Here is a 25,304-nt window from a genome sequence, read left to right on the forward strand (position 1 = left end):
CTGTCGGTTGCCCTGTCAGGCGGTCTTCTCGCGGCGCTCGCGCTTGCGCTCGATCTGGTCGCGCGGGATCAGCGTCGGGTTGACGTTCTCCAGCACGACTTCGCTGGTGACGACGACCTTGGCGACGTCCTCGCGGCTCGGCACCTCGTACATCACGTTCAGCAGGACTTCTTCCATGATCGCGCGCAGCCCACGGGCGCCGGTGCCGCGCAGCAGCGCCTGGTCCGCGATCGCCTCGACCGCGTCCTCGCTGAACTCCAGCTCGACGTTGTCGATCTCGAACAGCCGCCGGTACTGCTTGACCAGCGCGTTCTTCGGCTCGGACAGGATCTTGATCAGCGCGTCCCGGTCCAGCGGGGAGACCGTCGTGATGACGGGCAGCCGGCCGATGAACTCGGGGATCAGGCCGAACTTCAGCAGGTCCTCGGGCATCACGTCGGAGTAGCCGCTGAGCTCCTTCGGCTTCTCCGGCTCGCGCTTGGCGTTGAAGCCGAGCGTCTTCTTGCCGACCCGCTGCTCCACCATGTGGTCCAGGCCGGCGAACGCGCCGCCGACGATGAACAGCACGTTGGTGGTGTCGATCTGGATGAACTCCTGGTGCGGGTGCTTGCGGCCGCCCTGCGGCGGAACGCTGGCCGTGGTCCCTTCCAGGATCTTCAGCAGTGCCTGCTGGACGCCCTCGCCGGAGACATCGCGGGTGATCGACGGGTTCTCGCTCTTGCGAGCGATCTTGTCGACCTCGTCGATGTAGATGATCCCGGTCTCGGCCTTCTTGACGTCGTAGTCGGCCGCCTGGATCAGCTTCAGCAGGATGTTCTCGACGTCCTCGCCGACGTAGCCCGCCTCGGTCAGCGCGGTGGCGTCGGCGATCGCGAACGGAACGTTCAGCATCCTGGCCAGGGTCTGCGCCAAGTACGTCTTGCCGCAGCCCGTCGGGCCGATCAGCAGGATGTTCGACTTGGCCAGCTCGACCGCTTCGTCCTTGGCGTGCCGGCCGGCGCTCGAGGAGCCCTGACCGTCACGGACGCGCTTGTAGTGGTTGTAGACCGCCACTGCCAGCGCCTTCTTCGCCACGTCCTGTCCGACGACGTACGCATTGAGGAAGTCGTAGATCTCACGGGGCTTCGGCAGCTCCGTCAGACCGACCTCGGAGCCCTCGTTCAGCTCCTCCTCGATGATCTCGTTGCAGAGATCGATGCACTCGTCGCAGATGTAGACGCCGGGACCGGCGATGAGCTTCTTGACCTGCTTCTGGCTCTTCCCGCAGAACGAGCATTTGAGCAGGTCACCGCCGTCACCTATGCGTGCCACCGGGACAGATCCCTTCTCTGAGCAGTCGAACCGGGCGGACTCGAACCTGAACCCTCGGGGCTGATCCCCACCCGGAACTCGCTTCGACGGTACCGCGCCAGGGGCCGAAACGCCGCGCCCGCCGACGGGTTGTGACTACGCCGGTGGCGAACGCACTGTCGCTTGACAGCATCGGCCGCTGGGAACAGTACCGCCGAAGCGGAACGGGTACTTCTCAGACGCCGGCCGGGACCGGGGTCTTGAGGGTCTGCAGGATGTCGTCGATCAGGCCGTACTCGATGGCCTGCTGCGCGGTCAGGAACTTGTCCCGCTCGATGTCGCGGGAAACCTCCTCGAGCGGCTTGCCGCTGGCCTCGGCGAGCATGGTCTCCAGCAGCGAGCGCAGACGCAGGATCTCGTTCGCCTGGATCTCGATGTCGCTGGACTGCCCGTAGGTGCCCTCGGTGGCCGGCTGGTGGATGATGATCCGGCTGTTCGGCAGGGCGAGGCGCTTGCCCGGCGTACCGGCGGCGAGCAACACCGCGGCGGCCGAGGCGGCCTGGCCGAGGCAGACCGTCTGCACGTCCGGCTTGATGTACCGGATGGTGTCGTAGATCGCGGTCAGCGCCGTGAACGAACCACCGGGCGAGTTGATGTAGATGCTGATGTCCCGGTCGGAGTCCATCGCCTGCAGGCAGAGCAGCTGCGCCATCACGGCGTTGGCGATCTCGTCGGTGATCGGGGTGCCGAGGAAGATGATCCGGTCCTCGAACAGCTTGGTGTAGGGGTCGATCCGGCGCATGCCGTACGACGTGCGCTCCTCCCACTGCGGGATGAAGTAGTTCATGCTGATGTCCTTAGTTTAGCAGGAGAGGTCAGGAGTTCGGGCTGCCGCTGCTGAGCTGAGCAGCGCTGGCCACGACGTGGTCGATGAAGCCGTAGTCCTTCGCCTGGTCCGCGGTGAACCAGCGGTCCCGGTCGGCGTCGGTCTCGACCTGCTCGAGCGGCTGACCGGTGTGCTCGGCGATCAGCTTGAACAGCTGCGCCTTGATGTGCAGCGACTGCTGGGCCTGGATCTTGATGTCGGAGGCGGTACCGCCCATTCCGCCGGAAGGCTGGTGCATCATGATCCGCGCGTGCGGCAGGGCGAAGCGCTTGTCCTTCGCGCCGGCGCAGAGCAGGAACTGGCCCATCGAGGCGGCCAGACCCATCCCGACCGTGGCGACGTCGTTGGAGATCCACTGCATGGTGTCGTAGATCGCCATGCCGGAGTCCACCGAGCCACCCGGTGAGTTGATGTACAGCCAGATGTCCTTGTTGGGGTCCTCGGCGTTGAGGAGCAACATCTGAGCGCAGATCGCGTTCGCGTTGTCGTCGCGAACCTCTGACCCCAGGAAAATGATCCGGTTGGTCAGCAAGCGCTGGTAGATGTGGTCGTCGAGTCCGCCGGATCCGGTGCCGCCCGCGGCGGTGGGGCTGGCTGCAAATGTCTCGTTCACCATGCCGACATTACTGGTCCGCGACGACAGACCTAAGGCTGGTAGGCGCCTGTTCGCTCACGGCGCACGCCGTCTGCTCTCAGCTAACCCGGGAATCAGGGTTTTCGGCGGCGTGCGGCTGCATGTACTCGAAGACCGAACCGTCCGGATGGCGGGCGACGATGCGGGTGCCGTTCGGTACGACGTTGGGCGCTTCCAGCAGTTCGGCACCTGCCGCCTCCAGCGCTTCGAGGACCGGATCCAGAGAGTCGACGACGAGGGTCGCGTGCTGGGACACGTAGTTCTCCGTCGGACCTGAGAGCAGCAGGAACGTGCCGACGGCGGCCACCTCGAGCTCCTTGTAGGTGAACCGCCTGACGTCCGCACCGCCGGCCAGCTGTTGATAGAGAGGAATGGCGGTGTCGAGGTCGTCGACCTCGACGTTGGTGAGCGCGGCCCGGATGGTGATGGTCATATCTCCCTCTCACGGTGAAACAGCCGACGGCCCCGGATCCGTGATGGATCCGGGGCCGTCGGCTGTTCGTTCAGGTGGTTCAGGTATTTCAGGCCTTGGCGGGCTCTTCCTCGGCCGGGGCGTCGGCGGCCTCAGTGGCCTCGGCCGGGTCGGCGTAGGTGCCGTCCGGCTGCAGGGTCTTCAGCTCGACCACGTTGCCGGAGGCGTCGGTGATCTTGGCGGCCTCGACCAGGTGGGCCAGCGCCTTGCCGCGGACGACCTCGGAGACCAGGCTCGGCACCAGGTTGTTCTCGACGGCGTGCTGGGCGAACTGGTCCGGGCTGACGCCGGAACGCTGCGCGTGCCGGACGATGTGCTCGGTCAGCTCCTGGTCGTTGACGCTCAGCTCCTGCTGCTCGGCCACCAGGTCGAGGACGAACTGGGCCTTGATCGCGTCCTCGGAACGCTTCTTCAGGTCCTCGTCGAACTCTTCCTCGGTCTGCTCCTCGCCCTCGAGGAACTGGGCGAAGTCCATCCCGGAGTAGCCGAGCTGCTGCTCGAGGTTCTCCCGGCGGGCGGCCAGCTCGTCGGTCAGCAGGCCCTCGGGGACCGGCACCTCGACCAGGGTGAGGATCTTCTCGAGTACCGCGTCGCGGGCGTCGCCGGCCTGCTCGAGCCGCTTGCCGCGCTCCAGCCGGCCACGGACGTCGGCCTTCAGCTCGTCGGCGGTGTCGAACTCCGACGCGGTCTGGGCGAAGTCGTCGTCGAACTCCGGCAGCTCCTGCTCCTTGACCGCGGTCACGGTGACCTCGACGTCGACGTCCTCGCCCTTGAGCTCACCGCCGACCAGCTGGGTCACGAAGGTCTTCGACTCGCCGGCGTTCAGGCCGAGCACCGCGTCGTCCAGACCGTCCAGCAGCTGACCGCTGCCGACCTGGTAGGACAGGCCGGTGGCCTGCGCCTCCTCGATCTTCTCGCCGTCCTTGGTGGCCGACAGGTCGATCGTGATGAAGTCCTTGTCGCCGACCGCGCGCTCGACCGGGTTCAGCGAGCCGAACCGCTGCCGCAGCGCCTCGATCTGCTCGGCCACCTCGTCGTCGCTGATCGCGATGTCCTCGACACCGGCCTCGATCCCCTCCAGGTCCGGCAGGGTGATCTCGGGACGGACCTCGACCTCGGCGGAGAACTGCAGGCTCTCCTTGTCGTTGAACTCGGTCACGTCGACCTCGGGCCGGCCGATCGCCTTGACCTGGTTGTCCTGGACGGCCTGCGAGTACAGCTTCGGCAGCGCGTCGTTGATCGCCTCTTCGAGCACCGGACCGCGACCGACCCGCTGGTCGATGACCTGCGGCGGGATCTTGCCCTTGCGGAAGCCCGGGACGACGATCTGGCTGCCAATGCTCCTGTACGCCGCGTCGAGGCTCGGCTTGAGCTCCTCGAACGGCACCTCGACGATGAGCTTGACCTTGGTCGGGCTCAAGGACTCGACGGTGCTCTTCACGGTGGCGGTTCTCCTTGATCGATGACGTTCACAGCCGTGGCCGGACAGGCCACGCTGCACGGTGCTGCAGAGGTCTGTCGGGGCGACAGGACTCGAACCTGCGGTCTCCTGCTCCCAAAGCAGGCGCGCTAGCCACTACGCTACGCCCCGCAGTGACCGCACGAGTCTAATGGACCGGAACCAGTGCTCGCGCCACCACCCCCTCACCGGCAACCAGTTTGAGACCTGGCCCACCGATGTGGAATCATGTGCGCGTGCCCAGCCAGGGCTCATGCGGGTGTAGCTCAATGGTAGAGCCCCAGTCTTCCAAACTGATTACGCGAGTTCGATTCTCGTCACCCGCTCCACCACGAAGGGCCCTCAGTCACCGACTGAGGGCCCTTTGTCGTTTCCCCGCTCGGGTGGGAGCAATGCGGCAGCCCGGCAACGGGGCCGGCCTTCGCGTCAGTGCTGTCATGGCAGCGGGACGAGCGACGGAGGAGCGAGGGAGCTGGGGGTGGGGAGCAGGCGACGAAGGAGCCGGCGCGGGCGTTGCCTGTTACCGCAACTGCTTCCGCTACTCCCGGTTACGAGTTAGGGTGCCGCGATCTAGGGGAAAACACGGTGGCTGTGCCGCCGAGGGGGTTTGAATCCATGATGTTGCGCTCAAAGCTGATCGCTGCCGCCTGTGCGGCTGTCCTGCTGCCGGTGGCCGCTGTCAAGGTGATGGCTGCTGATCCGCCGCAGCACCTCGGGGAGGGGACGGCGGTCGGGAACCGGGCCGTGGCTGATCCGGCGGTGCAGATCCGGCAGGCCACGAGCTCGTACTACGTGACGTCGTACGGGCAGCCTGACGATCACTCGCCGGAGCCGTGGGAGATTCTGAGCAGCACCAACGGTGCTGTCGTCCGGACCGCGCCGCGACTCCGCGACGAGCCGGATCAGGTTCCGACGCTGCTCGGCAAGTACGTCGTGACGCCTGCGGCCGCGCAGGTCAGCTTCCGGGACATCGCGACGGACGCGGTCAGCCAGGTCGCAGTACCGGCGGGGGCGACATACCAAGGCGCTTACCCGGGCGGGATCCTGCTGTCCCGCGCTGCTGACAGCTCGTTCGCGCTGCGCGCCGTGGACAACACGGAGAAGCCGGTCACCGGCGCGACCTTCGGCGACCCCGTCATCCTCGACACGACCGCCACGTCGATCCTGATCAGCGTGGCCGGCCAGCTGTCCGTAGTAGATACAGCAACCGGTACTGCGACCGCCGCCGCGACGCTGGCCGCCAACCCGGCCTGGGCCGCCCTGACTCCCAACAGGGTGCTCTGGCAGACCGCAGCCACCGCCAACTCCAAGACGGTCGGCTGGAAGCAAGGCGCGACCACTGGCTCTGTAGTAGTGCCCTTCGGCCAGCCGCTGCTCACAGTGGGTGACGACCTGGCCGTGCTCGTGCCCGAGACCAAGCAGCTGTCAAAGATCGCGGCCAGCGGCGGCGCAGTCACTCCGGCATTCGTCACGGGCGTCCACGACGCGGTAGACCTGAGCAACGGCCGGCTGCTGGTCAGTGCGCAGAGCAAGGTGGCCAGCGTCGGCGCCGACGGCGTACTGACGACCGTCAAGGCCACGCCCGCCTTCGCAGCCCAGGTCAGCACTGTGGGGATGTCCGGAGCGCGCGTAGTGACAGCGGACTACCAGCCGGACCGCGGTGTCTACGAGACGACCACCAACGGCACCACGTGGACTTCGCTGGCTACCAGCAATGTCACCAAGCCGCTGCAGCTCGAGGGAACCACCCTGGTGACCTACCAGGCCGGTATCGCCCGGGTGCGCGGCTCCGGCGGCGACCTGACCTTCCCGGCGGCCGACGAGGTCGTGCTGGGCAAGGGCGGCAAGCTGGTCTCGCACCGTACGCCGAACGCCGCCACCGCCGAGGTCTACAACGTCGCCACCAAGACCAAGGTCGACGACTTCGCAGTGCCCTTCGCCCTGGCCGACAGCTCGCTCTGGAAGGTCACCGAGCCGGGAGTGCTCACCGGCAAGGACCTGACCACCCAGGCGATCAAGACCGTCACGGTACCCAGTGGCTGCACGGTCGGCCCGGACCGGGTCAACGGACGCTGGGCCCTGCTCAGTGGTTGCAACGGCGGCAGCCAGGTCGTCGACACCAAGGGCCCGGAGGCGCCGCGCAACCTGACTGTCGCCGCCGACGCCCAGCTCGGCAACGGGTTCGTAGTACAGACGACTGTCGGTGAGGACACCAACGGCCTTACCACCAAGGAGTTGCTGGTCACCGACCTCAACGACCCGGGCCTCGACCAGCGCCGCTACGGACCGATCAACGGCAGGCTCCTGCAGCCCGCCAGCTTCCGCGCCGACGGCGGTGGTGGCTTCAAGATCGTGTACGCCGACCCGGACGCCCGGCCGCGGATCATCAACCTCACCTGGGTGAAGCCCGACCCGCAGCAGCGACCGGACACCGTCGCGCCGGTACTGACCAGCGCGACCGCAGGCGAACGCCTGCGCGACAACACCAGCCTGTCGTTCGACTGGGCCTTCACCGACCCGCAGGACCCGAACTCGCCGGCCACCGGCGTGCTGTCCTACGACCTCCGCATCCAGCAGCGCCCCAACCGCACCTCGCCGTACGGCGCCTGGAACGAGGTGCCGAGCTGGCAAGGCCTCAAGACCACAGCGGCGAGCTACAGCGCGACGCCTGGCACCGACACCTGCTGGCAGGTCCGCGCCCGCGACTACGCAGGCAACCTGAGCGGCTGGAGCGCCTCCTACTGCAGCGAGGTCGACGGCGTCGCACCAGTCGCCTTCACGCTCAAGATCGACCGGATCCAACTGGCCGCGACAGGCACCGTCCGCTGGTCGTACACCGACGAGACCTCGGTCGCGAGCTACGACATCGTCTACAAGGAGGCCGCGGCAGGCGCTGCCTTCGGAGTCTGGACCTACCCGGCGGCCTGGCAGGACACCGACCTCACCTCGATCAACTGGGTACCCCGGCCGGGCTACGACCAGTGCTACATGGTCCGCGCCCGAGACGTCCTGGGGAACCTGTCGGCCTGGTCGCCGCCGCTCTGCTCGGTGACCCCGCAGGACGACCGCGCCCTGCTGTCGTCCGGCACCGTGGTCCGGGTCGCCGACGCCACCGCGTACCTGGGCACCACCTCGGATCTCCGGGCCAACGGCGCCTTCCTGACCAAGACCGCCAACGAAGCCGGCCTCCGGATCGCGCTCGTCACGATCAACGGCCCCGGCCAGGGCAAGGTCGACGTCTACCACGCCAACGTCAAGATCGGGACCGTCTCGCTGGCCGCCACCACCACGGCCCGCACGGTCACCTATCTGCCGGTCACCGCGTTCCGGACCGGGGTCGTGAAGATCATCTCGACCTCGACCGCCCAGGCGCGGATCGACGGCGTCGCCTTCCTGAGGTACTAGGCCGACGGCGGAAGGGCCGCGCTGGCCCTTCCGCCGCCTAGGCTTCGCCCGCTGATCCGGCTTCGCCGGTCCTGTGGGAGGGATCCTCTTGAAGTTCCGTACTGCGGTTGCCGCCGCCTGCCTACTAGCGCTACTGCCGATCGGTGCGAGCCCGGCCGTGGCGGCCGAGCCACCGATCCATCTCGGCGAGGGCGCTCTGCTCGCTCCCCGCCTCGAGCCCGATCCGCCGGTGCAGATCGTCGCGGCAACAAGCAAGTACTACCTGACCGACTACGGCTGGCCGACGGATTTCGTCCCGGCGCCGTGGAGCATCAAGAGCGCCGTCGACGGCTCTGCCAAGGGCGCGTACCAACGACACAACCTCGATCTGAAGGACGCTCCCGAGCTCGTCGGCGAGTACGCGCTGCAGCAGGAGTCCGGCGCGGTCGTGATCCGCAAGGTGGGTGCGGGCGCCACCCAGACGATCTACCCACCGCCTGGCTTCCTGATCCACGATGTCTATGCCAACGGCATGCTGCTGAACGACGAGGACAGCTTCGTCCTCCGGACCTTCGCAGGCGTCGAGACGCCGGTGACCGGAGTCACCAGCGCCAGGGTGCTCGACCGTACCGACGAAGCCTTCCTGCTCGGCACAGCTACCGGTCTGTTCGTCCTGGACACAACCACCGGTGTCGCGACGAAGGTGGCGACCCTGGCCACCTGGACCGAGTGGGCGCAACTGACTCCCGGCCGGATCATCTGGCAGACCTCGGCTTCCGGCACGACGACCACCCTTGCCTGGAAGCAACGGACCGGCTCAGCCGAAGGCACTACCGTCGTACCGTTCGAGCAGCCGTTGCTGCCGCTGGGTGACGACATCGCCGTACAGGTGCCGGACACCAAAGAGCTGGCCAAGGTCAGCCTCCAGGACGGCACTGTGACCAGGAACCTCGTCACAGGGGTGCACGACGCGGCAGACCAGGGCAACGGACGGCTTCTCGTCACTGCCCAGGCGCAGGTGGCCTCGATCGGATCCGACGGCGTCCTGGAGCCGATCGCCCAGACCCCGCCGTTCCGCGGCCAGGCCAATGACGTGATGCTGTCCGGCGACAAGGTGCTCACCAGTACGTCGCAGCCGCCGCAGGCAGGCCTGGCCGGCGACGGGACCTCGATCGTCAACCAAACCACGGACCTGGGCGCGAACTGGACCAAAGCCGGGTTCACGCTGGATCCGGTCGGGAACACACCGGAGTTCGCGGGCGACGCGCAGTTGACCTTCCGTCGCGAGCCTGACGGTGTCCACTACGGAGTGGTGACCGACTCGAAGGGTTCCATCCCCTTCGTCAGGCCGAACGTGGATCTCGGCCGGGGCGGCAAGCTGGTCGCCGTCGGGGTGACGGACAGCACCGTGCAGGTCTACGACCTGGCGGCGCGGAAGTGGATCGGAACCACCTTCCCCAAGCCGGTCGGGGTGAACGGCGAGACGGTGTGGACCGGGCCGGACCAGCACGACGACCTGATCGCGACCGCCAACGGGTTCTCCACCCGACTCGACGCCGGGTCCGGCTGTGGGCCCGCCCAGGGCATCCAGGCCGCGGGGCGCTGGGTCGTGGTCGACTGCGCGGGCCCGGGCGACCGGATCCTCGACGTCCAGGAGCAGGTACCGACGCGGACGATCACCCTCGGTCCCCGCTGGAAGCTCGGCTACAACTTCCTCATCCAGGACACCCGCGGCACCGACACGGCGCCGACGGAGCAGATCGACCTCAGGGTCACCGACCTGAACACGCTGAACCTCGTCGAGCGCCGCTACGGACCGATCGCCGGGTACTTCTGGCCGAACCCCAGCTACGTGCCGGACGACGCGGACGCCGCCCGCCTGGTCTACAACGACCGCAACCGGCAGCCCCGGCTGGTCACGCTGGACTGGCTCGCACCGCAGCCGACGGTTGACACCGACAAGGTCGCCCCCGTGCTGACCAGTGGTGACCCCGGCCCGCGGGCCCAGCAGCGGCAGGACCTCACCTTCCGCTACACGTTCCAGGACCCGGCGACAGCCGCCGACCCGGCCAGTGGCATCGCGCAGTACGACGTCCGCTACCAGGACCGCACCTCGCCGACCGCGCCGTACGGCGACTGGGTGATGCCACCTACTTGGCAGAAGTTGCCGAAGCACCAGAACTATGTCGGCCACTTCGCGGAGCAGAACGCCGACACCTGCTTCCAGGCCAGGGCACGTGACCGGGCCGGCAACCAGGGCGAGTGGAGTCAGTCCTTCTGCACCCTGGCCGACTTCGCCGCACCCGCACTGACCAGTAGCAGCGCCGGTGAGCGGGTCATCACGGCGGCTAGCGGCAGCTTCAAGTACGCGTTCGCCGACAACAGCGGCAGCGTTGCGTCGTACGACGTGGTCTACCGGGACGCGCTGGCCGGTCAGGCTAACGGCAAATGGCAGTACCCAGCTGCCTGGCAAGGCACAGCTGCTACCTCGGTCGCCTGGACGCCGGTGGCTGGTGTGGACCGGTGCTTCATGGTTCGGGCGCGGGATGCCGTCGGCAACCTGTCTGGCTGGTCTGAGCCTGCCTGCGCCGCGGCACCGCAGGACGACCGGGCGTTGACGGCGACCGGGACGGTCACGCGGACGACCAGTTCGATCACCTACAAGGGGACCATCTCGCAGCTGAAGGCCACTGGGGCGACGCTGGCCAAGCCGGGTGAGGCTGGTCTGCGGGTCGCGCTGGTGACGGTCAACGGGCCGGGGCAGGGCAGCGTGGATGTGTACCACGCCGGTGTGAAGGTCGGGCGGGTTTCGCTGGTCGCGCCGAGCAGCAAGGTGACGGTCACGTTGCTGCCGGTGACCGCGTTCCGGACCGGGGAGCTGAAGATCGTCTCGGTCGGCGCCGCCCAGGCCGTGATCGATGGCGTCGCGCTCTTGCGGACCTGAGATTCATCACGACTCGTGATGACCGTGAGCCCCGTCGCCGCTCGGTGCCGGGGCTCGCTCATTGCAACAAGTGGTAATTCAGCTCCAGGGAATGGAATTCGCAGGACAAGCGCTGACCACTGAGCGATGATGGAAAGTGCGCCGTTTTCCGGTCGCCTGCACGACACCAGCCCTCCCGAGCCGAGCATGATGGGAAGTGCGCCCCTCCAGATGCCCTCAGAGCCACCTGCCCAAGCGCCCTCTATCGCACCCGTTCCCAACCGCAGGACCCCGCGGCGAAGCCAGAACCTCTGGCGGCTCCGCCCCTATCTCCGCCCCCATCGGTACCGCCTGGCGATCATGTTCACCACGGCGGTGCTGGGCGTAGGCGTCAGCCTCACCGTCCCCCTGGTCACCCGGGCGATCATCGACGGTCCGGTCACCCGCCGCGAGATCGATCTGCTCCTCCCCCTCGGTCTGCTGGCCCTCGGCCTGAGTGTCAGCGAAGTACTGCTGGTCTGGGTCCGCCGGTGGGCCCAGTCCCGCGCGGTCAGCGACCTCGAGGCCGCGCTGCGCAACGACCTCTACATCCGGCTGCAGTCGCTCCCGATGGAGTTCCACAGCCGCTGGCAGAGCGGTCAGCTGCTGTCCCGGGTGACCGCCGACCTGTCCACCATCCGCCGGTTCATGGGCTTCGGCCTGTTGTTCCTGGTGATCAACATCCTGCAACTGGTGGTCGTCACCATCCTGCTGCTGCGGCTGTACTGGCCGCTCGGCGTCGTCGTGCTGGTCGCGGCCGCGCCGATCATCGTCGTGTCGCTGAAGTTCGAGAAGAAGTACCTGGCGATCTCCCGCCGGGTGCAGGACCAGCAGGGCGACCTGGCCACCCGGATCGAGGAGTCGGCGGTCGGCTTCCGGGTGATCAAGGCGTTCGGCCGCCGCGAGCACGTCAAGCAGCAGTTCGACGACGGCGCGGTGAAGCTGTACGAGACCTCGGTCGACAAGGTCCGGCTGGCATCGCGGTTCTGGACCTTCCTGGAGGTGATCCCGAACCTGACCCTGGTGATCGTGCTGCTGCTCGGCGCGCTCGCCGTCGGCCGGGAGTCGATCACGCTCGGCACCCTGGTCGCGTTCATCACCTTGATGCTGTCGCTGATCTGGCCGGTCGAGTCGCTCGGCACCATCCTGGCGATGGCGCAGGAGGCGATGACGTCGGCGGACCGGATCAGCGAGATCCTGGACACCGAGTCCACCATCACCGACGGTCCCGACGAGCTGGCCGACCCGCGCGGTCACCTGGTGTTCGAGAACGTCAGCTTCCGGTACGGACCGGACTCGGCCGACATCCTGCACGACATCAACCTGGATCTCGCCCCCGGCACGACGCTCGCCCTGGTCGGCGCCACCGGCTCGGGCAAGACCACCCTGACCGCGCTGGTCCCCCGGCTGTACGACGTCACCGGCGGGCGGATCACGATCGACGGGCACGACGTCCGCGACCTCACCCTGAAGTCGCTGCGCAGCGCGGTCGCCTCCGCGTTCGACGACCCGACCCTGTTCTCGATGAGCGCCCGGGAGAACATCACCCTCGGCCGGCCCGACGCGACCGACGCCGAGGTCCAGCAGGCCCTGGAGATCGCCCAGGCGACCTTCGCCAACGACCTGCCCTGGGGCCTGGAGACCCGGGTGGGCGAGCAAGGCATGTCGCTGTCCGGTGGCCAACGGCAACGACTCGCGTTGGCGCGCGCAGTACTGGCCCGGCCTGCGGTGCTGGTGCTGGACGACACGTTGTCGGCGCTCGACGTGCACACCGAGGCGCTGGTCGAGGAGGCGTTGCGCAATGTGCTCTCCGCGACCACCGGCATCGTGGTGGCGCACCGGGCCTCGACGGTGATGCTGGCCGACCAGGTCGCGCTGCTCGAGGGCGGCACGATCACGCATGTCGGCACGCATGCCGAGTTGCTGGCGACGGTACCGGCGTACCGGATGTTGCTGGCAGCGGAAGAGGAGGAGGTGCTTGCGTGACGACCACTCAGCAGACACCTCAGCCTCAGCCTGATGGGCAGCCGATCGCCGAGGAGACCTGGCGCGGGTACGCCGAGGACCCGGACCGGGAGTTGTCGAAGGCAACGACCGTCCGGCTGAAGGAGGACTCGCGCAAGCTGCTCGGCGAGTTGCTCCGCCCGTACAAGAAGATGATCTGGCTGCTGGTCGGCATCGTCGTGATCGAGAACGCGGCCCGGCTGTCGGTGCCGTACCTGGTCCACCTCGGCATCGACAAGGGCATCCCGCCGATCCTGGCAGGCAAGGGCACCTCGACGCTGGTCGAGATCGTGCTGATCGTGTTCGCGATGGCGCTGCTGCAGGCCGGGATGCGGCAGATCTTCCTGATGCGGTCCGGCCGGCTCGGCCAGACCATCCTGCTCGGCCTGCGCCGGCGGGTGTTCGACCACTTCCAGCGGCTCAGCCCGTCGTTCCACGACAAGTACACCTCGGGCCGGGTGATCTCGCGCCTGACCTCCGACGTGGACGTCATCGACGAGATGCTGGAGACGGGTTTCGACGGCCTGGTGACGGCGATCCTGACCCTGGTCGGTACGGCGATCCTGCTGCTGACGCTGGACGTCAAGCTGGGGTTGCTGGCGCTGCTGTCGTTCCCGGTGCTGTTCCTGCTGACCGCGTGGTTCCGGCGCCGGTCGGCGATCGTCTACCGGCGTACGCGCGAGGCCGTCGTCCTGGTGATCGTGCACTTCGTCGAGTCGATGACCGGGATCCGTGCGGTCCAGGCGTTCCGGCGGGAGCCGCGCAACGAGGAGATCTTCTGGGGCGTCAACGACAAGTACCGCGAGGCGAACCTCGAGTCGTTCCGGATCAACGCGATCTTCATGCCGTCGATCAAGGGCGTCGGGAACATCACCATCGTGGCGATCCTGGCGTACGGCGGCTGGCAGGCCTACCACGGGCACGTCACGGTCGGCGTGCTGACCGCGTTCCTGCTCTACCTGCGGCAGTTTTTCGAGCCGCTGCAGGACATCTCGCAGTTCTACAACACGTTCCTGTCGGCGAGCGCGGCGCTGGAGAAGCTGTCCGGCGTACTGGCCGAGAAGCCGGATGTCCCCGAGCCGGTCAAGCCCGCGAAGCCGGCGCAGAAGGCGCGTGGGCATCTGGAACTGCGGAACGTGAAGTTCCAGTATGTCGATGGGGTGCCGGTGCTGCCGGGGCTCGAGCTCGACGTACCGGCTGGGCAGACACTTGCGCTGGTCGGTACCACGGGCGCCGGTAAGACGACGATCGCCAAGCTGGTGGCGCGCTTCTACGACCCGACCGGCGGGCAGGTGCTGCTGGACGGCATCGACCTGCGCGACCTGACCGAGGACGACCTGCGCGAGCGGGTGGTGATGGTGACCCAGGAGAACTTCCTGTTCACCGGCTCGGTGGCCGACAACATCCGGTTCGGCAAACCGGACGCGACGATGGACGAGATCGTCGACGCGGCCAAGGTGATCGGCGCGCACGACTTCATCATGGCGCTGCCGGACGGGTACGAGACGGCGGTCGAGAAACGCGGCAGCCGGCTGTCGGCCGGTCAACGGCAGTTGGTGGCCTTCGCCCGGGCGTTCCTGGCGGACCCGGCGGTGCTGATCCTGGACGAGGCGACCTCCAGCCTCGACATCCCCAGCGAGCGGCTGATCCAGCGCGCGCTGCGCACCATCCTGGACGACCGGACGGCGATCGTGATCGCCCACCGGCTGTCCACGGTGGAGACCGCCGACCGGGTGATCGTGCTGGAACACGGCCGGATCATCGAAGACGGCGCCCCGTCGGCGCTGATCACCACGGGCGGCAACTACGCCGACCTGCACCAGGCTTGGGAAGACTCGTTGGCCTGAGCTGTTCGTACGACGAACCGCCCCGCACCTGGTCAGGTGCGGGGCGGTTTTTCATGGTCTGAGCAGAAGTTTGCCGGTGGTCTGGCGGGACTGCAGCGCCTGGTGGGCTGCCGCGGCGTCGGCGAGGGGGTAGACGCCGCCAATGCGCGGCTGGAGGGTGCCGGCGAATAGGTGGGTGAAGAGTGCGTCGGCTCGGGTGTGCAGGTCGTGAGGGGTGCTGACGAAGTGGCGGAGGGTAGGGCGGGTGATGGTCAACGAGCCGGCGGGACCCAAGCGGGCGAGGTCGAAGGATGGGACCGGGCCGCTGGACTGGCCGTAGAGGACGAGGGTGCCTCGGGGCGCGAGGGAGCGGAGGGAGTCTTCGAAGGTTGATTGGCCGACGGAGTCGTAGACCACTGCGGCTCGGCCGGCGGCCAGTTCGGCGAAGGACTCGTAGGCGACTGCTTTGTCGGCGCCGGCCGCGAGGGATAGCGCGGCCTTCTCCGGGGTGGAGACAGTGGTGATCACAACGGCACCGAGGGACTTCGCAAGCTGGGTGAGGAGGAGGCCGACTCCGCCTGCGCCGGCATGGATGACGACCAGATCACCACGCCGTACGGCGTACGAGGCAGTCGTCAGGTACTGCGCGGTCAGCCCCTGCAGCAGGATCACGGCGGCGATCTCGTGGCTGACCTCGTCAGGCACCGGGATCACCTTCCAGGCCGGCGCGACCACCTCCTCGGCGTACGACGCTGGGACGCCTTGCCAGCAGACGCGTTGACCGAGCTGCAGCCCCGACACGTCGGGTGCGAGCTCCGTGATCGTGCCGCTGCCCTCGCCGCCGGGCACGTAGGGGAAGGCGCGCGGATAGGCGCCCGTGCGTTCCTGGATGTCGAGATAGTTGACCCCAGCAACCATCACCGAGATCCGCACCTCGCCTGCCTGCAAAGGAATCGACGATCGCTCGACCAGGCGCAGAGTCTCCGGGGAGACCGCCTTGATCACCTTCATCGGTGGAACGCCTCGACCACCTGGCGCACCCGCTCGGCGGCGGCGAAATCGGCCAACTCCGGCGAGTGCGAACATCGCACCGCCTGCGCGAACAGCGTCAACCGGGTCGCCTCCGACCCGAGCTCTCCGGTCAACTCGACCGGCTGCCAACCATTGCCCTCAGCAACAAACAGGTCGCGCCAGGCCGACAGTCGATAGGACTGCTTGGTGCCCCGCAGTACCCACTCATAGCTCTCGACCCCAGCAGCGCCGACGATCCCGGTCAGCTGCACCGGCACCTCACCCGCCCGCATCAACCCGTACGCCGCACTCTCACTCGCCGCCGCGTCGCGATGACCGAGCTCGACCTGCACCGGCACCAGCGGCCCGACCAGCCGGTCGGTCAGATAAGCGAAATGCGAGAACACCTCGCGGACGAACCCGCCCTGCGCCCGCTCCCCCACCCAGGTCGCGTCAGACTGGAAGGCCCGCGGCCAGACCGGGAACGTCAGCCGGATCTCCACCCCGAGCACCTCACCGACCCGCCCATCCGCGATCGCCTGCTCGACGTAGCGAGTCGACTGCCGGTCGGACAACGAGAAGTTCACCGCCGCCGCCTTCCCCGCTGCGGCTTCGACCATCGCCGACCCATCGGCGTCCGACACCGCCAGCGGCTTCTCGCAGAACACCGCCTGCCCAGCCTCGAACGCCGGTACGACGAGAGCCGCGTGCGTGGCCGGCGGCGTCGCGACGTACACGGCGTCGACATCCGCCGCACCGATCACCTCAAAAGGCGAGGTACTGAACCTGACCCCCGGATGTCTGGCCTGAAGTTCGGCAACAACAGCCGGCGCGAGATCAACCGCGTGGACGACGGTGAAATCCGGGTGATCCAGAGCGGTCTCGAGCAACTGCCGGCCCATCGCCCCGAGGCCGACGATGCCGAGGCGAATCGGTGCTGTGGTCATGCCCCCAGTCTGTCCCCGCCCAGATCTTCCGGTCCATCTATTCTTTTCACATGAAACCGTTAAGCCACGACTTCATGGACGACCTCCGCAGACTCCGCGTACTGCGGGAGTTCCGTGAGCGTGGCACGGTCACGGCGACCGCCGAGGCGCTGCACCTGACGCCCTCCGCGGTCTCCCAGCAACTGGCCGGCCTGTCCCACGATCTCGGCTTCCCGGTCACCCGCAAGGACGGCCGCCGGATCGCCCTCACGCCACGCGGCGAGGCGCTGCTCGGCCACGCCGACACCGTCTTCGCCCAGCTCGAACACGCGCGTCACGACCTGCAGACCTTCGACGAGACACTCCGCGGCACGGTGAGGATCGGTGCCTTCTCCACCGCACTCGCCGGCTTGTTGCCCACCGCCCTCGACCACCTGGCCGCGAAGTACCCCGAGCTCGTCGTCTCGCTTCGACAGAGCGAGCCGCCACAACTGTTCGACCAACTCGACGCGGGCCGCATCGACGTCGCGATCGCGGTGGCGTTCGACGGCTCGCCGACCGTCGGCGATCCTCGCTACCACCGCGTCGAGCTGGGGGCCGACGTGCTGGACGTCGCAGTACCGGCTGGTCATCCGCATGCCGGGGACGCCGCCATCAACCTGCGCGACCTCGCCGAGGATGCCTGGATCACTGGCTCGCCCGGCGGCTGCTGCGCCTCGATCACCGGCACCGCATGCGCGGCCGCCGGCTTCACGCCTGACATCCGTCACCAGGTGGACGACTGGCTGGCCGTCACCCAACTGGTTGCCCACAGCCACGGTGTGGCCCTGCTCCCCCGGCTGGCCCAGCAGAACCTTCCGCCTGGGCTGACAGTCCGCCCGGTGGCGACGCAACAGCCTCAGCGGCACGTGTTCGCCGCAGTACAGGAGGGGGCTCAGGACTCCCCGATCCTGCAGGCCGTTCTCGAACAGCTGAGCGCTGTCGGTGGGACTCGCTACGGTGGCCAGCATGTTGACCACGCTGGCAATTGAGAACTATCGGTCGTTGTTGCGGCTGGTGGTGCCACTGGGGCAGGTCAACGTGGTGACGGGGTCCAACGGGACCGGCAAGTCGAGTCTGTACCGCGCGCTGCGGCTGCTGGCCGATGCCTCGCGCAACGGAGCCGTGGCGGCCCTGGCCCGCGAGGGCGGGCTGCAGTCGACGCTGTGGGCCGGCCCGGAGAACATCTCCGGCGCGGTCCGGCGGGGCGAGCGGCCGATCCAGGGGACCAGACGGACCAAGCCGGTCGGTCTGCGGATGGGCTTCGCGTCCGAGGACTACGGCTATGCGATGGACCTCGGACTGCCGCAGCCCAGCCTCTCGGTCTTCTCGCAGGATCCCGAGATCAAGCGAGAGGTGTTGTGGGCCGGGCCGTTCCTCAGACCTGCCTCCTTGCTGGCCGATCGCGGCAACGGCGGCGTACGGATCCGTGACGACGACGGCAAGTGGCGCGACAGTGGTCATCCACTGCAGTCCTTCGACAGCATGCTCAGCGAGTACTCCGATCCGGAGCGCGCGCCCGAGTTGCTGAAGCTGCGCGACCGGATGCGGTCCTGGCGGTTCTACGACCACCTGCGCACCGACTCCGACGCGCCGGCCAGGCAGGTCCAGATCGGAACCCGGACGACGGTCCTCGGCCCCGAGGGCGCCGATGTCGCGGCCGCTCTCCAGACGATCCGCGAGATCGGCGTGGCCGGCGAACTCGACGGCGCGATCGAACAAGCCTTCCCTGGCAGCGAGTTGAGCATCCAGACCGCCGGCGGCCGGTTCGAGCTCGCCTTCCGCCAGCACGGTCTGCTCCGGCCGCTGTCCGGCGCCGAACTGTCCGACGGCACCCTCAGATATCTGCTCTGGGTCGCCGCCCTGCTGACGCCGCGACCGCCGACCTTGCTGGTCCTCAACGAGCCCGAGACCAGCCTGCACCCCGAACTGCTGCCCGCACTGGCGAATCTCGTGACCACCGCCGCGCAGAACACTCAGGTGATCATCGTGACGCACTCCCGCCCGTTCCTGGCAGCACTTCAGGCAGGCGCCGACGAGACCGGGCTCGACCTGCGCACGATCGAACTCGTCAAGGAGTTCGGCCGGACGGCTATCGCCGGTCAGGGCCCTCTGGACGAGCCACCGTGGAAGTGGCCGAGTCGCTAGCCCCGGCAGCAGGCTCGTCCTTGACGCTTTCGAAGCGGACCAGGATGAGAGCGCCGACGGCGGTCACGGCGAAGCCGCCGAGCGCACCGGCGTACCAGCCGTCGCGGACCGCGTCGTCGAGCACCAGGACGCCGACCGCGGCCGGGGTGATGGTCTGCAGCGCGATCATCGGCGTGGTCGCCAGCGTCACCGAACCGCGTTGCAGGGCGAGCGAGTAGAGCAGGAACGCGAGCGCGGCCGAGACCGGCAGCGTGTACGTCGTGGGGCTCTGGAACAGCGCGCTGATCGAACTGTCGTCCAGCAACCGTGCCGAGATCGCCACCCCGGCGTACCCGAGACCGGCGAGCACTCCGAGCACCGCGGTCGCGCTCGCGTGCTGCGAACGGCTCGCGACACCACCCAGTACTGCGATGGCGACCAGGCCGACGATCACGCCGATCGCCAGACCGTTGTGGCGAGCACTCTCACCGGCGTCACCGGCCGAGACCGCCAGCAGGCCGAGTCCGGCGCAGACGGCAACGACTGCTGACCATTCGACCGCGGACAGCTTGTCCGACATCCAGCGGGTCGCCAGCAGGGCGGTGACCACCAGGCTGGTCGCGATGCCGGCCTGGGCGAGGTACAGCGGGAGCAGTCGCAGGGCCACGAAGTGCAGACCGAAGCCGGCCAGTTGGAGCACCAGCGCGCCGAGGAACGCCGGCTGCCGGAGCAGGGCGGCGACGAAGCCGCCGAACCGGCGCGGATCGAGCTCCGAGCCGGTCGGCACCTTGCGGGAGCCGACCGCCTGCAGGATCGCCGCGATCCCGAACACCACTGCGGCGCCGAGGGCCGCGCTCAGTCCGAGGAGCAACTCAGGCGGCCTTGCGTCGGGGCGCCCAGAAGGTCAGATACAGACTGAGCCCCGCGTAGTACACGAGGTAGGCCAGCGAGATGCCGACCACGATCGGGCTCGGGTCGGGCATCTGGGTCAGCAGTACGGCGTACGCGGCCAGCCAGATCAGCGTGGTGACCAGGTTCATCGTCCGGAACACCTTGGTCCGCGACGGGTAGACGTACTTGACCGGGACGAAGACCAGGATCGAGCAGGTCAGCAGGATCACGCCGGTCGCGGTCGGGCCGAGGCCGAGGATCACCACGTAGAAGGCGACCACGTTCCAGTAGCTCGGGAAGCCCAGGAAGAAGTGGTCGTCGGTCTTCGCGTCGGTCCGGCAGAACTGGTAGCTGGAGGCAAGCAGCGGCAGCGCGGCCAGCGCGGCGCCGATGAAGCCGTGCGGCAGGTAGCCACCGGTCCACAGCAACACGATCGGCGCGAAGGCGTAGGTCAGGTAGTCGACGATGTTGTCGAGCATCGCGCCGTCGAACCACGGGATGGTCTCCTTCACCCGCAGCCGGCGCGCGATCATCCCGTCGGTGCCGTCGATCCAGAGCGCGGCCAGGCCGAGCCAGAGCGCCCGGACGGCGTCCCCGTCGATCGCCGCGATCACGATCAGCAGCGCGAGCACCGTTCCGCTCGCGGTATAGGCATGCAGTGCAAGTCCGGCCAGACGCAAGCGCGTCGACCCGACGAACGGTTCCCGCACCGCGTCTTGTGTGGTCAGCAGAAACTCCCAGAACTCGGGCCGGCGCCAACGCGCTGGATTACCGCAGCCAGAGTCTCACAGGGCGGGTGCGGGACCGGTGACCGGATACCGTTACCCGACGCGCTCCAGCAGGAAGACCGGGATCAGCCGCTCGGTCTTCTGCTGGTACTCGAGGTAGTTCGGGAAGACCTGGCCGGCCAGCTCCCACCACTCGGCCCGCTCGTCGCCGTCGAGCTCGCGGGCGACGTACTCGTTGGTCTCGGTACCGTCCTGCAGCGAGACCTTGGGATCGGCGAGCAGGTTGTAGTACCAGACCGGGTGCTTGGGCGCGCCGCCCAGCGAGGCGACCGCGAGGTACTTGCCGTCGCGCTCGACCCGCATCAACGGCACCTTGCGGAGCTGACCGGTCTTCGCGCCGACCATGGTCAGCAGGACGACCGGCTGGCTGCTGTTGAACTGACCCGACCTGGTGTCGCCGCTGGCGACGATCTTGGCGACCGCGTCGCGGACCCAGCCGGTCGGGCTCGGGGCATATTCTTCTTCGGAGGATGACATGTCACCATCCTGCCCGATCAAGAGTCCAGCCGCCCGCCATCTCGCGGGTCAGGCGTGGTGCGCGGCCTGGAAGCGGGCCACCCGGGCGGCGCGCTCGCGCTCCATCCGGCGGCGGGGGTCCAGGTGATCGGGCAGCGTCGCCGGACCGGCGATGTGCAGCAGCAACCAGGTCAGGCGCCAGCGGATCCGGTACAGCGGGCTCAGGCCGGCGTTCTTGTCGTTCATCGCGTCTCTCCAGACGTTTGGTGTGGCAACAGTTTGTACACCAATTGATAGTGTAGACGCATGGCACCGGAATCCGAAGAGCTGGACCTGCTGGCCCTGGACCGTCAGGTCTGCTTCGCGCTGGCGGTCGCGTCCCGCAGCGTCATCGCACTCTATCGCCCGTTGCTGGAGCCGATGGGGCTGACGCACCCGCAGTACCTGGTGATGCTTGCGCTCTGGGAGGAGTCACCGTTGTCGGTCAAGCAGCTGAGCAATCTGCTGCAACTGGACCCGGGCACGCTGTCGCCGCTGCTCAAGCGGCTGGAGTCCGCCGGCTACCTGACTCGCGCCCGTGACCCTCGCGACGAGCGCTCGCTGGCTGTCCGCCTGACCAATGCCGGTCAGGCCCTCCGCGCCGAGGCGCTGAAGATCCCGCCCGCGATCATCGGCCGGCTGGGCATGACGCTGCCCGAACTCGAAGCCCTGCACAAATCCCTGACCCGAGTCATCGCTGCCGCGACGGATTAGCTGGGCGTGCATTCCTGGAGCTGGGCCGCGGTGGCGATCTTGCCTTCGATCCAGCGGCGACGGAGGAAGTGCGCCTTGAGCAGGCGGTGGACGCCGTCCAGGACCACCAGCCGGCCGCGGTAGGCGACCAGGTGGATCGGGAAGTCGAGGTCCGCGTCCATCACGCGCTCGTAGTGCGGGCGGTAGTTCATCGGGGTGGCGGCCACCTGGTTGGGGGTGACCTTGAAGCGTTCGCCGTTGAGCTGCCACAGCGGGAGGTCGAACATCCAGAGCAGGTCGGCGACCTCGACCGGCTCAACCCGCAGGTCGAGGGCCCAGAGCTTGCCCAGCTGCCAGTGGGTCTGCGGGAAGACGTCGCGCATCGACGCCGGTGTCATCGCCAGCATCTCGTCGAACGACACGTCCGGCGCGCTTCGGTCGGCGCCGCTGTCCACCCCATCGATCGTCACGACGCAGGACGCTACGCCATCACCCCGGTCAGCCCGGCCCGGCTCAACCGCTGTGTTTGCCGCGCCGCCGCAGGTTGAGCATCGCCGCGGCCGCCATCAGGACGCCGCCGGAGGCGAGGAAGATTCCGCCGAGCATCCCGAGCGACAGCCCGGACGCAGAGCTCCGGGCCAGCGCGACCCCCTCGACCTGCTCGCCACCACTCGTCGCGGCAGGCAACTCCGGTGGGCTGGGCAGATAAGTCTCCCCCGGTACTACGACGCTCGGCGGCGCCTCAGCCGGCTTCTCGCGCTGCACCGGCGCGGTGGTGAAGGCGGCGACCGAGGGCGTGGCGGACGGAGTACTGGAGGGCCAGCTCACGGCTGGATGCGTCGGCCGCTTGGGAAGATACGAGGCAGACGGCGTCGGAGTCACCGACGGGGTGGTCGACACCGTCGGAGTCGTCGACGGTGTGCCGGGCGGGGTTGTCGGCGGGGTGCTCGTAGGCGGCGTGGCCGACGGCGTACCGGGTGGCGTCTCGGTCGGTGTCGGCGATACCGCCTGCGACGGCGAGGAGGACACCAGCACCGGCTCAGCCGGCGGCGTCTCGTCCCCGCTCGCACTCTGCGCCCCGATCGTGAGCAGCGCAGGAACGGCGATCAGCAGCAGCGGCACCATCCTGGCCGAGTTAGCGATCACGGCACAGCCCCGTTCGAGCGGCAGAGTCCCCGGTAGGGGGTCTCTCTTGCAGTATGCGCGCGATCAGCGGGCGTAGCGAAGCATTGCGGTCTTACGGCGTTGCAACTTGGTGCTGAAACCCGGTTGCGTGGTGGCGCACGCGGGCGCCTCGGCCGACTCCGACGGGTTCGTCTTGCGGTGGATGACCACGATCGCCGAGTCGTCCCCCGGCCCGCCGATCTCGTCGACCAGCTCGTGCGCGGCGCCCCGGAAACCGGAGGCGACCAGCCGCTCGGCATGCCCCACCAGCCGGTCCGTACCCCGCTCGATGTCGCGGCGCGGCGTCTCCACCATGCCGTCGCTGTAGAGGAACAGCGCGTCGCCCATCTTCAGCTCGCCGCGGTTCACCGTGAACTCGGGCGCCTCGACCAGCCCGAGCAGCGGCCCGTCGGCGTCTCTCGACTGCCACCGCCCCGACCACGAGTCGAACAGGATCGCCGGCGGATGCCCAGCAGTCCGTACTTCGAACTCGCCCGTGCGCAGGTCGACCGCGACGTGCACGACCGTCGCGAAGTCGTCGTTCCAGTCCTGCCGCCGCAGGTAGTGGTTGGCGGCCGGCAGGAAGTCCTCGACCGGCACCACCCCGAGCAGCCCGCCGAACGCCCCCGACAGCAGCAGCGCCCGGGTGCCGGCGTCGATCCCCTTGCCCGAGACGTCGACCAGCGCGATCTCGAGCACCTCGTCGGCCCGGACCGTCGACACCACGAAGTCACCCGAGAACGAGCCCCCGCCGGCTGACCGGATCGCGTGCTCGGCCAGCCACCCGGACGGCAGCTCGGGCAGCTCACCCTGGGCCGTCAGCGTGTCCCGCAGCTCAATCAGCATCGTCTCGCCGCGGGTGCCCTGGACACCGAGCCGGCTGCGCACCTTCGCGCCGGTCAGGATGATCCAGGCGATCACCGCCAGGACGACCACGAACCCGATCTTGGGCAGTCCGGAGACGCGTTCGGACATCACGTACGAACCGAGCACCAGGGCAATCACGGTCAGCACCAGCAGCGACTTGAACCTCAGCACCAATCCGCCGAGCAACAGAGGTATGACCAGCACAGTAGTGGGTATGTAGGACGGCATCGCCAACGCGGCGGAACTGACCGTGACAGTCAACGCCAGCAGACCGACGAAGGTCAGCTGGTGTGATCGGCGTGCGCGCCGAAGCAGCGACTCGGCTCGCCTGCCGACTCGCCGGACAACGGCGTTGCCGCCCGCGACGCTACTCATGGTGAGAAGAAGATAACGGCACCTGTCGGTCCGCGCATTACATTGTCACAACTTGATTGCAGCCTTTTCACAATCGAGACCGTTGCGGACGGCACGTTCCGGGCCACGCCCTGCTCAGCCGCGTCGGGTCAGCCCGGTCCGCTGGCACTTCGGGCACCAAAACAGGTTGCGTCCGGCCAGCAGCTCGGTGCGGATCACCGAGTTGCAGACGTGACAGTTCATCCCCTGCCGGCGGTATACGTAGACCTCGCCGCCATGGTCGTCCTGCCGGGCGTCGCGACCCATCGCCTCCGGCGTGTGGTCGTCGGCGACGGTGTCGATCCGGCCGGTCTCGACGCCGTACTTCATCAGCGTCAGCAGGTCGTTCCACATCCCGAGCCATTCCTTCTTCTTGACCAGGTGGCCCGGCGTCTTCGGGTGCAGCTTGGCGCGGAACAGCACCTCGGCGCGGTAGACGTTGCCGACCCCGCTGAGCACCTCCTGGTCCATCAGCAACTGGCCGATCGGCAGCTTGCTGCGGTGGATCCGCTTCCAGGCCAGCTCGGGCTCGGCGTCGTCGCGCAGCGGGTCCGGCCCGAGCCGTTTGATCAGCGCCTCGCGCTCGCCGTCGGTCAGCACCTCGCAGACCGTCGCGCCGCGCAGATCGGCGTACGCCGTGCCGTTCTGCAACCGCAGCCGGACCTGACCCACCGGTCCGGGCGCCGGGTCGCCGGCCTCGATCTTGCCGAAGTCGACCTTGCCGATCAGGCCGAGGTGGATGTGCAGCCAGCCCGCGCCCTCGAAGTCGGCCAGGAAGTGCTTGCCGTGCGCCTCGGTCCCGCGCAGCACATGGCCGTCCAGCAGCGCGGCGCCCTCGACGAACCGGCCCTGCGGGCTCGAGGTCCGTACGACGCGGCCGCCGAAGTCGTCCCAGACATCGTTCGCCAGCCGGTGCAGGGTGTGGCCTTCGGGCATGATTCCTCTTATGGGTGCGGCGTCAGCGGGTTCAGCGGGTAAGGGCCGGAGCGGTGC

At 68.2% G+C, this 25,304-nt stretch carries 22 protein-coding genes and 2 tRNA genes; 8 read left to right on the top strand and 16 right to left on the bottom strand.

Annotated elements, in window-relative coordinates; genetic code table 11:
* Positions 1 to 15: 15 nt before the first annotated feature.
* The 6 genes from clpX to AB0P21_RS09265 all read right to left on the bottom strand — a co-directional run bounded on the left by clpX (position 16) and on the right by AB0P21_RS09265 (position 4,873).
* Positions 16 to 1,311: an ATP-dependent Clp protease ATP-binding subunit ClpX gene (gene clpX, locus AB0P21_RS09240; protein WP_363695106.1), complete on the bottom strand. Its 1,296-nt coding sequence runs from the start codon at positions 1,309 to 1,311 to the stop codon at positions 16 to 18.
* A 214-nt stretch (positions 1,312 to 1,525) separates the two neighbouring features.
* Complete coding sequence (locus tag AB0P21_RS09245) at positions 1,526 to 2,137, bottom strand: ATP-dependent Clp protease proteolytic subunit (protein WP_363695107.1); 612 nt, start codon at positions 2,135 to 2,137, stop codon at positions 1,526 to 1,528.
* A gap of 28 nt (positions 2,138 to 2,165) precedes the next feature.
* Complete coding sequence (locus tag AB0P21_RS09250) at positions 2,166 to 2,789, bottom strand: ATP-dependent Clp protease proteolytic subunit (protein WP_363695108.1); 624 nt, start codon at positions 2,787 to 2,789, stop codon at positions 2,166 to 2,168.
* Between the two features lie 79 nt (positions 2,790 to 2,868).
* Entirely contained in the window at positions 2,869 to 3,243 is a 375-nt protein-coding gene (locus tag AB0P21_RS09255; protein WP_363695109.1) for a VOC family protein, read from the bottom strand.
* An 88-nt stretch (positions 3,244 to 3,331) separates the two neighbouring features.
* Complete coding sequence (gene tig, locus AB0P21_RS09260; protein WP_363695111.1) at positions 3,332 to 4,723, bottom strand: trigger factor; 1,392 nt, start codon at positions 4,721 to 4,723, stop codon at positions 3,332 to 3,334.
* 77 nt (positions 4,724 to 4,800) lie between these two features.
* Positions 4,801 to 4,873 (bottom strand) — tRNA-Pro (locus tag AB0P21_RS09265).
* 123 nt (positions 4,874 to 4,996) lie between these two features.
* On the opposite strand from AB0P21_RS09265, the gene AB0P21_RS09270 reads away from it, so the two are divergent.
* The 5 genes from AB0P21_RS09270 to AB0P21_RS09290 all read left to right on the top strand — a co-directional run bounded on the left by AB0P21_RS09270 (position 4,997) and on the right by AB0P21_RS09290 (position 14,938).
* Positions 4,997 to 5,070 (top strand) — tRNA-Gly (locus AB0P21_RS09270).
* 286 nt (positions 5,071 to 5,356) lie between these two features.
* Positions 5,357 to 8,146, top strand: coding sequence for a hypothetical protein (locus AB0P21_RS09275; protein WP_363695112.1), 2,790 nt, complete (start codon positions 5,357 to 5,359; stop codon positions 8,144 to 8,146).
* 88 nt (positions 8,147 to 8,234) lie between these two features.
* Complete coding sequence (locus AB0P21_RS09280) at positions 8,235 to 11,069, top strand: hypothetical protein (protein WP_363695113.1); 2,835 nt, start codon at positions 8,235 to 8,237, stop codon at positions 11,067 to 11,069.
* A 339-nt stretch (positions 11,070 to 11,408) separates the two neighbouring features.
* A complete protein-coding gene (locus AB0P21_RS09285; RefSeq protein WP_363695114.1) occupies positions 11,409 to 13,073 on the top strand; it encodes an ABC transporter ATP-binding protein in 1,665 nt (554 codons plus the stop codon).
* Positions 13,070 to 14,938 (top strand): ABC transporter ATP-binding protein, encoded by a 1,869-nt coding sequence (locus AB0P21_RS09290; RefSeq protein ID WP_363695115.1) that lies wholly within the window; start codon positions 13,070 to 13,072, stop codon positions 14,936 to 14,938. Before AB0P21_RS09285 ends, AB0P21_RS09290 begins: the two co-directional genes overlap by 4 nt.
* A gap of 51 nt (positions 14,939 to 14,989) precedes the next feature.
* On the opposite strand, the gene AB0P21_RS09295 is transcribed toward AB0P21_RS09290, so the two are convergent.
* Complete coding sequence (locus AB0P21_RS09295; RefSeq protein ID WP_363695117.1) at positions 14,990 to 15,928, bottom strand: quinone oxidoreductase; 939 nt, start codon at positions 15,926 to 15,928, stop codon at positions 14,990 to 14,992.
* Entirely contained in the window at positions 15,925 to 16,875 is a 951-nt protein-coding gene (locus AB0P21_RS09300; RefSeq protein WP_363695119.1) for a Gfo/Idh/MocA family oxidoreductase, read from the bottom strand. The genes AB0P21_RS09295 and AB0P21_RS09300 overlap by 4 nt, the downstream gene beginning before the upstream one ends.
* Before the next feature lie 50 nt (positions 16,876 to 16,925).
* Between AB0P21_RS09300 and AB0P21_RS09305 the strand changes: the two genes are divergently transcribed.
* Together AB0P21_RS09305 and AB0P21_RS09310 are read left to right on the top strand one after the other, a co-directional pair.
* The gene (locus AB0P21_RS09305) at positions 16,926 to 17,885 is read left to right on the top strand and encodes a LysR substrate-binding domain-containing protein (protein ID WP_363695120.1); all 960 of its coding nucleotides are present in this window, start codon (positions 16,926 to 16,928) and stop codon (positions 17,883 to 17,885) included.
* Positions 17,863 to 19,041 carry an AAA family ATPase gene (locus AB0P21_RS09310; RefSeq protein ID WP_363695121.1) on the top strand — a complete coding sequence of 393 codons (1,179 nt, stop codon included), beginning with the start codon at positions 17,863 to 17,865 and terminating at the stop codon, positions 19,039 to 19,041. The genes AB0P21_RS09305 and AB0P21_RS09310 overlap by 23 nt, the downstream gene beginning before the upstream one ends.
* Here the strand turns inward: AB0P21_RS09310 and AB0P21_RS09315 are convergent.
* From AB0P21_RS09315 to AB0P21_RS09330, 4 genes are all read right to left on the bottom strand, one after another.
* The gene (locus tag AB0P21_RS09315) at positions 18,986 to 19,891 is read right to left on the bottom strand and encodes a hypothetical protein (protein ID WP_363695122.1); all 906 of its coding nucleotides are present in this window, start codon (positions 19,889 to 19,891) and stop codon (positions 18,986 to 18,988) included. The two genes, AB0P21_RS09310 and AB0P21_RS09315, sit on opposite strands and share 56 nt — an antisense overlap.
* 1 nt (position 19,892) lies before the next feature.
* Positions 19,893 to 20,621, bottom strand: coding sequence for a CDP-alcohol phosphatidyltransferase family protein (locus AB0P21_RS09320; RefSeq protein ID WP_363695123.1), 729 nt, complete (start codon positions 20,619 to 20,621; stop codon positions 19,893 to 19,895).
* A 111-nt stretch (positions 20,622 to 20,732) separates the two neighbouring features.
* Positions 20,733 to 21,176: a nitroreductase family deazaflavin-dependent oxidoreductase gene (locus AB0P21_RS09325; RefSeq protein ID WP_363695125.1), complete on the bottom strand. Its 444-nt coding sequence runs from the start codon at positions 21,174 to 21,176 to the stop codon at positions 20,733 to 20,735.
* 48 nt (positions 21,177 to 21,224) lie between these two features.
* Positions 21,225 to 21,401, bottom strand: coding sequence for a hypothetical protein (locus tag AB0P21_RS09330; protein WP_363695127.1), 177 nt, complete (start codon positions 21,399 to 21,401; stop codon positions 21,225 to 21,227).
* 60 nt (positions 21,402 to 21,461) lie between these two features.
* On the opposite strand from AB0P21_RS09330, the gene AB0P21_RS09335 reads away from it, so the two are divergent.
* Complete coding sequence (locus AB0P21_RS09335) at positions 21,462 to 21,908, top strand: MarR family transcriptional regulator (RefSeq protein ID WP_363695129.1); 447 nt, start codon at positions 21,462 to 21,464, stop codon at positions 21,906 to 21,908.
* On the opposite strand, the gene AB0P21_RS09340 is transcribed toward AB0P21_RS09335, so the two are convergent.
* From AB0P21_RS09340 to AB0P21_RS09355, 4 genes are all read right to left on the bottom strand, one after another.
* Entirely contained in the window at positions 21,905 to 22,357 is a 453-nt protein-coding gene (locus AB0P21_RS09340; protein WP_363695130.1) for a hypothetical protein, read from the bottom strand. The genes AB0P21_RS09335 and AB0P21_RS09340 overlap by 4 nt on opposite strands.
* Positions 22,358 to 22,400: 43 nt before the next feature.
* On the bottom strand, positions 22,401 to 23,033 hold the full coding sequence (locus AB0P21_RS09345) for a hypothetical protein (protein ID WP_363695131.1): 633 nt from the start codon (positions 23,031 to 23,033) through the stop codon (positions 22,401 to 22,403).
* A 63-nt stretch (positions 23,034 to 23,096) separates the two neighbouring features.
* Entirely contained in the window at positions 23,097 to 24,293 is a 1,197-nt protein-coding gene (locus tag AB0P21_RS09350) for a PP2C family protein-serine/threonine phosphatase (protein ID WP_363695133.1), read from the bottom strand.
* Positions 24,294 to 24,407: 114 nt separating this feature from the next.
* Positions 24,408 to 25,247 (bottom strand): DNA-formamidopyrimidine glycosylase family protein, encoded by an 840-nt coding sequence (locus tag AB0P21_RS09355; RefSeq protein WP_363695135.1) that lies wholly within the window; start codon positions 25,245 to 25,247, stop codon positions 24,408 to 24,410.
* Positions 25,248 to 25,304 lie beyond the last annotated feature (57 nt).

The sequence above is a fragment of the Kribbella sp. NPDC056861 genome (genome assembly GCF_040687575.1).
Taxonomy (GTDB): Bacteria; Actinomycetota; Actinomycetes; order Propionibacteriales; family Kribbellaceae; genus Kribbella.

Excerpts from the sequence above, each read along its gene's own strand:
- AB0P21_RS09350 (WP_363695133.1), bottom strand. The coding sequence starts at position 24,293 with ATGAGTAGCGTCGCGGGCGGCAACGCCGTTGTCCGGCGAGTCGGCAGG.
- AB0P21_RS09275 (WP_363695112.1), top strand. The coding sequence starts at position 5,357 with ATGATGTTGCGCTCAAAGCTGATCGCTGCCGCCTGTGCGGCTGTCCTG.
- AB0P21_RS09295 (WP_363695117.1), bottom strand. The coding sequence starts at position 15,928 with ATGAAGGTGATCAAGGCGGTCTCCCCGGAGACTCTGCGCCTGGTCGAG.
- AB0P21_RS09310 (WP_363695121.1), top strand. The coding sequence starts at position 17,863 with ATGTTGACCACGCTGGCAATTGAGAACTATCGGTCGTTGTTGCGGCTG.
- AB0P21_RS09325 (WP_363695125.1), bottom strand. The coding sequence starts at position 21,176 with ATGTCATCCTCCGAAGAAGAATATGCCCCGAGCCCGACCGGCTGGGTC.
- AB0P21_RS09330 (WP_363695127.1), bottom strand. The coding sequence starts at position 21,401 with ATGAACGACAAGAACGCCGGCCTGAGCCCGCTGTACCGGATCCGCTGG.
- AB0P21_RS09355 (WP_363695135.1), bottom strand. The coding sequence starts at position 25,247 with ATGCCCGAAGGCCACACCCTGCACCGGCTGGCGAACGATGTCTGGGAC.
- AB0P21_RS09285 (WP_363695114.1), top strand. The coding sequence starts at position 11,409 with ATGTTCACCACGGCGGTGCTGGGCGTAGGCGTCAGCCTCACCGTCCCC.
- AB0P21_RS09305 (WP_363695120.1), top strand. The coding sequence starts at position 16,926 with ATGAAACCGTTAAGCCACGACTTCATGGACGACCTCCGCAGACTCCGC.
- AB0P21_RS09335 (WP_363695129.1), top strand. The coding sequence starts at position 21,462 with ATGGCACCGGAATCCGAAGAGCTGGACCTGCTGGCCCTGGACCGTCAG.
- AB0P21_RS09245 (WP_363695107.1), bottom strand. The coding sequence starts at position 2,137 with ATGAACTACTTCATCCCGCAGTGGGAGGAGCGCACGTCGTACGGCATG.
- AB0P21_RS09255 (WP_363695109.1), bottom strand. The coding sequence starts at position 3,243 with ATGACCATCACCATCCGGGCCGCGCTCACCAACGTCGAGGTCGACGAC.
- AB0P21_RS09300 (WP_363695119.1), bottom strand. The coding sequence starts at position 16,875 with ATGACCACAGCACCGATTCGCCTCGGCATCGTCGGCCTCGGGGCGATG.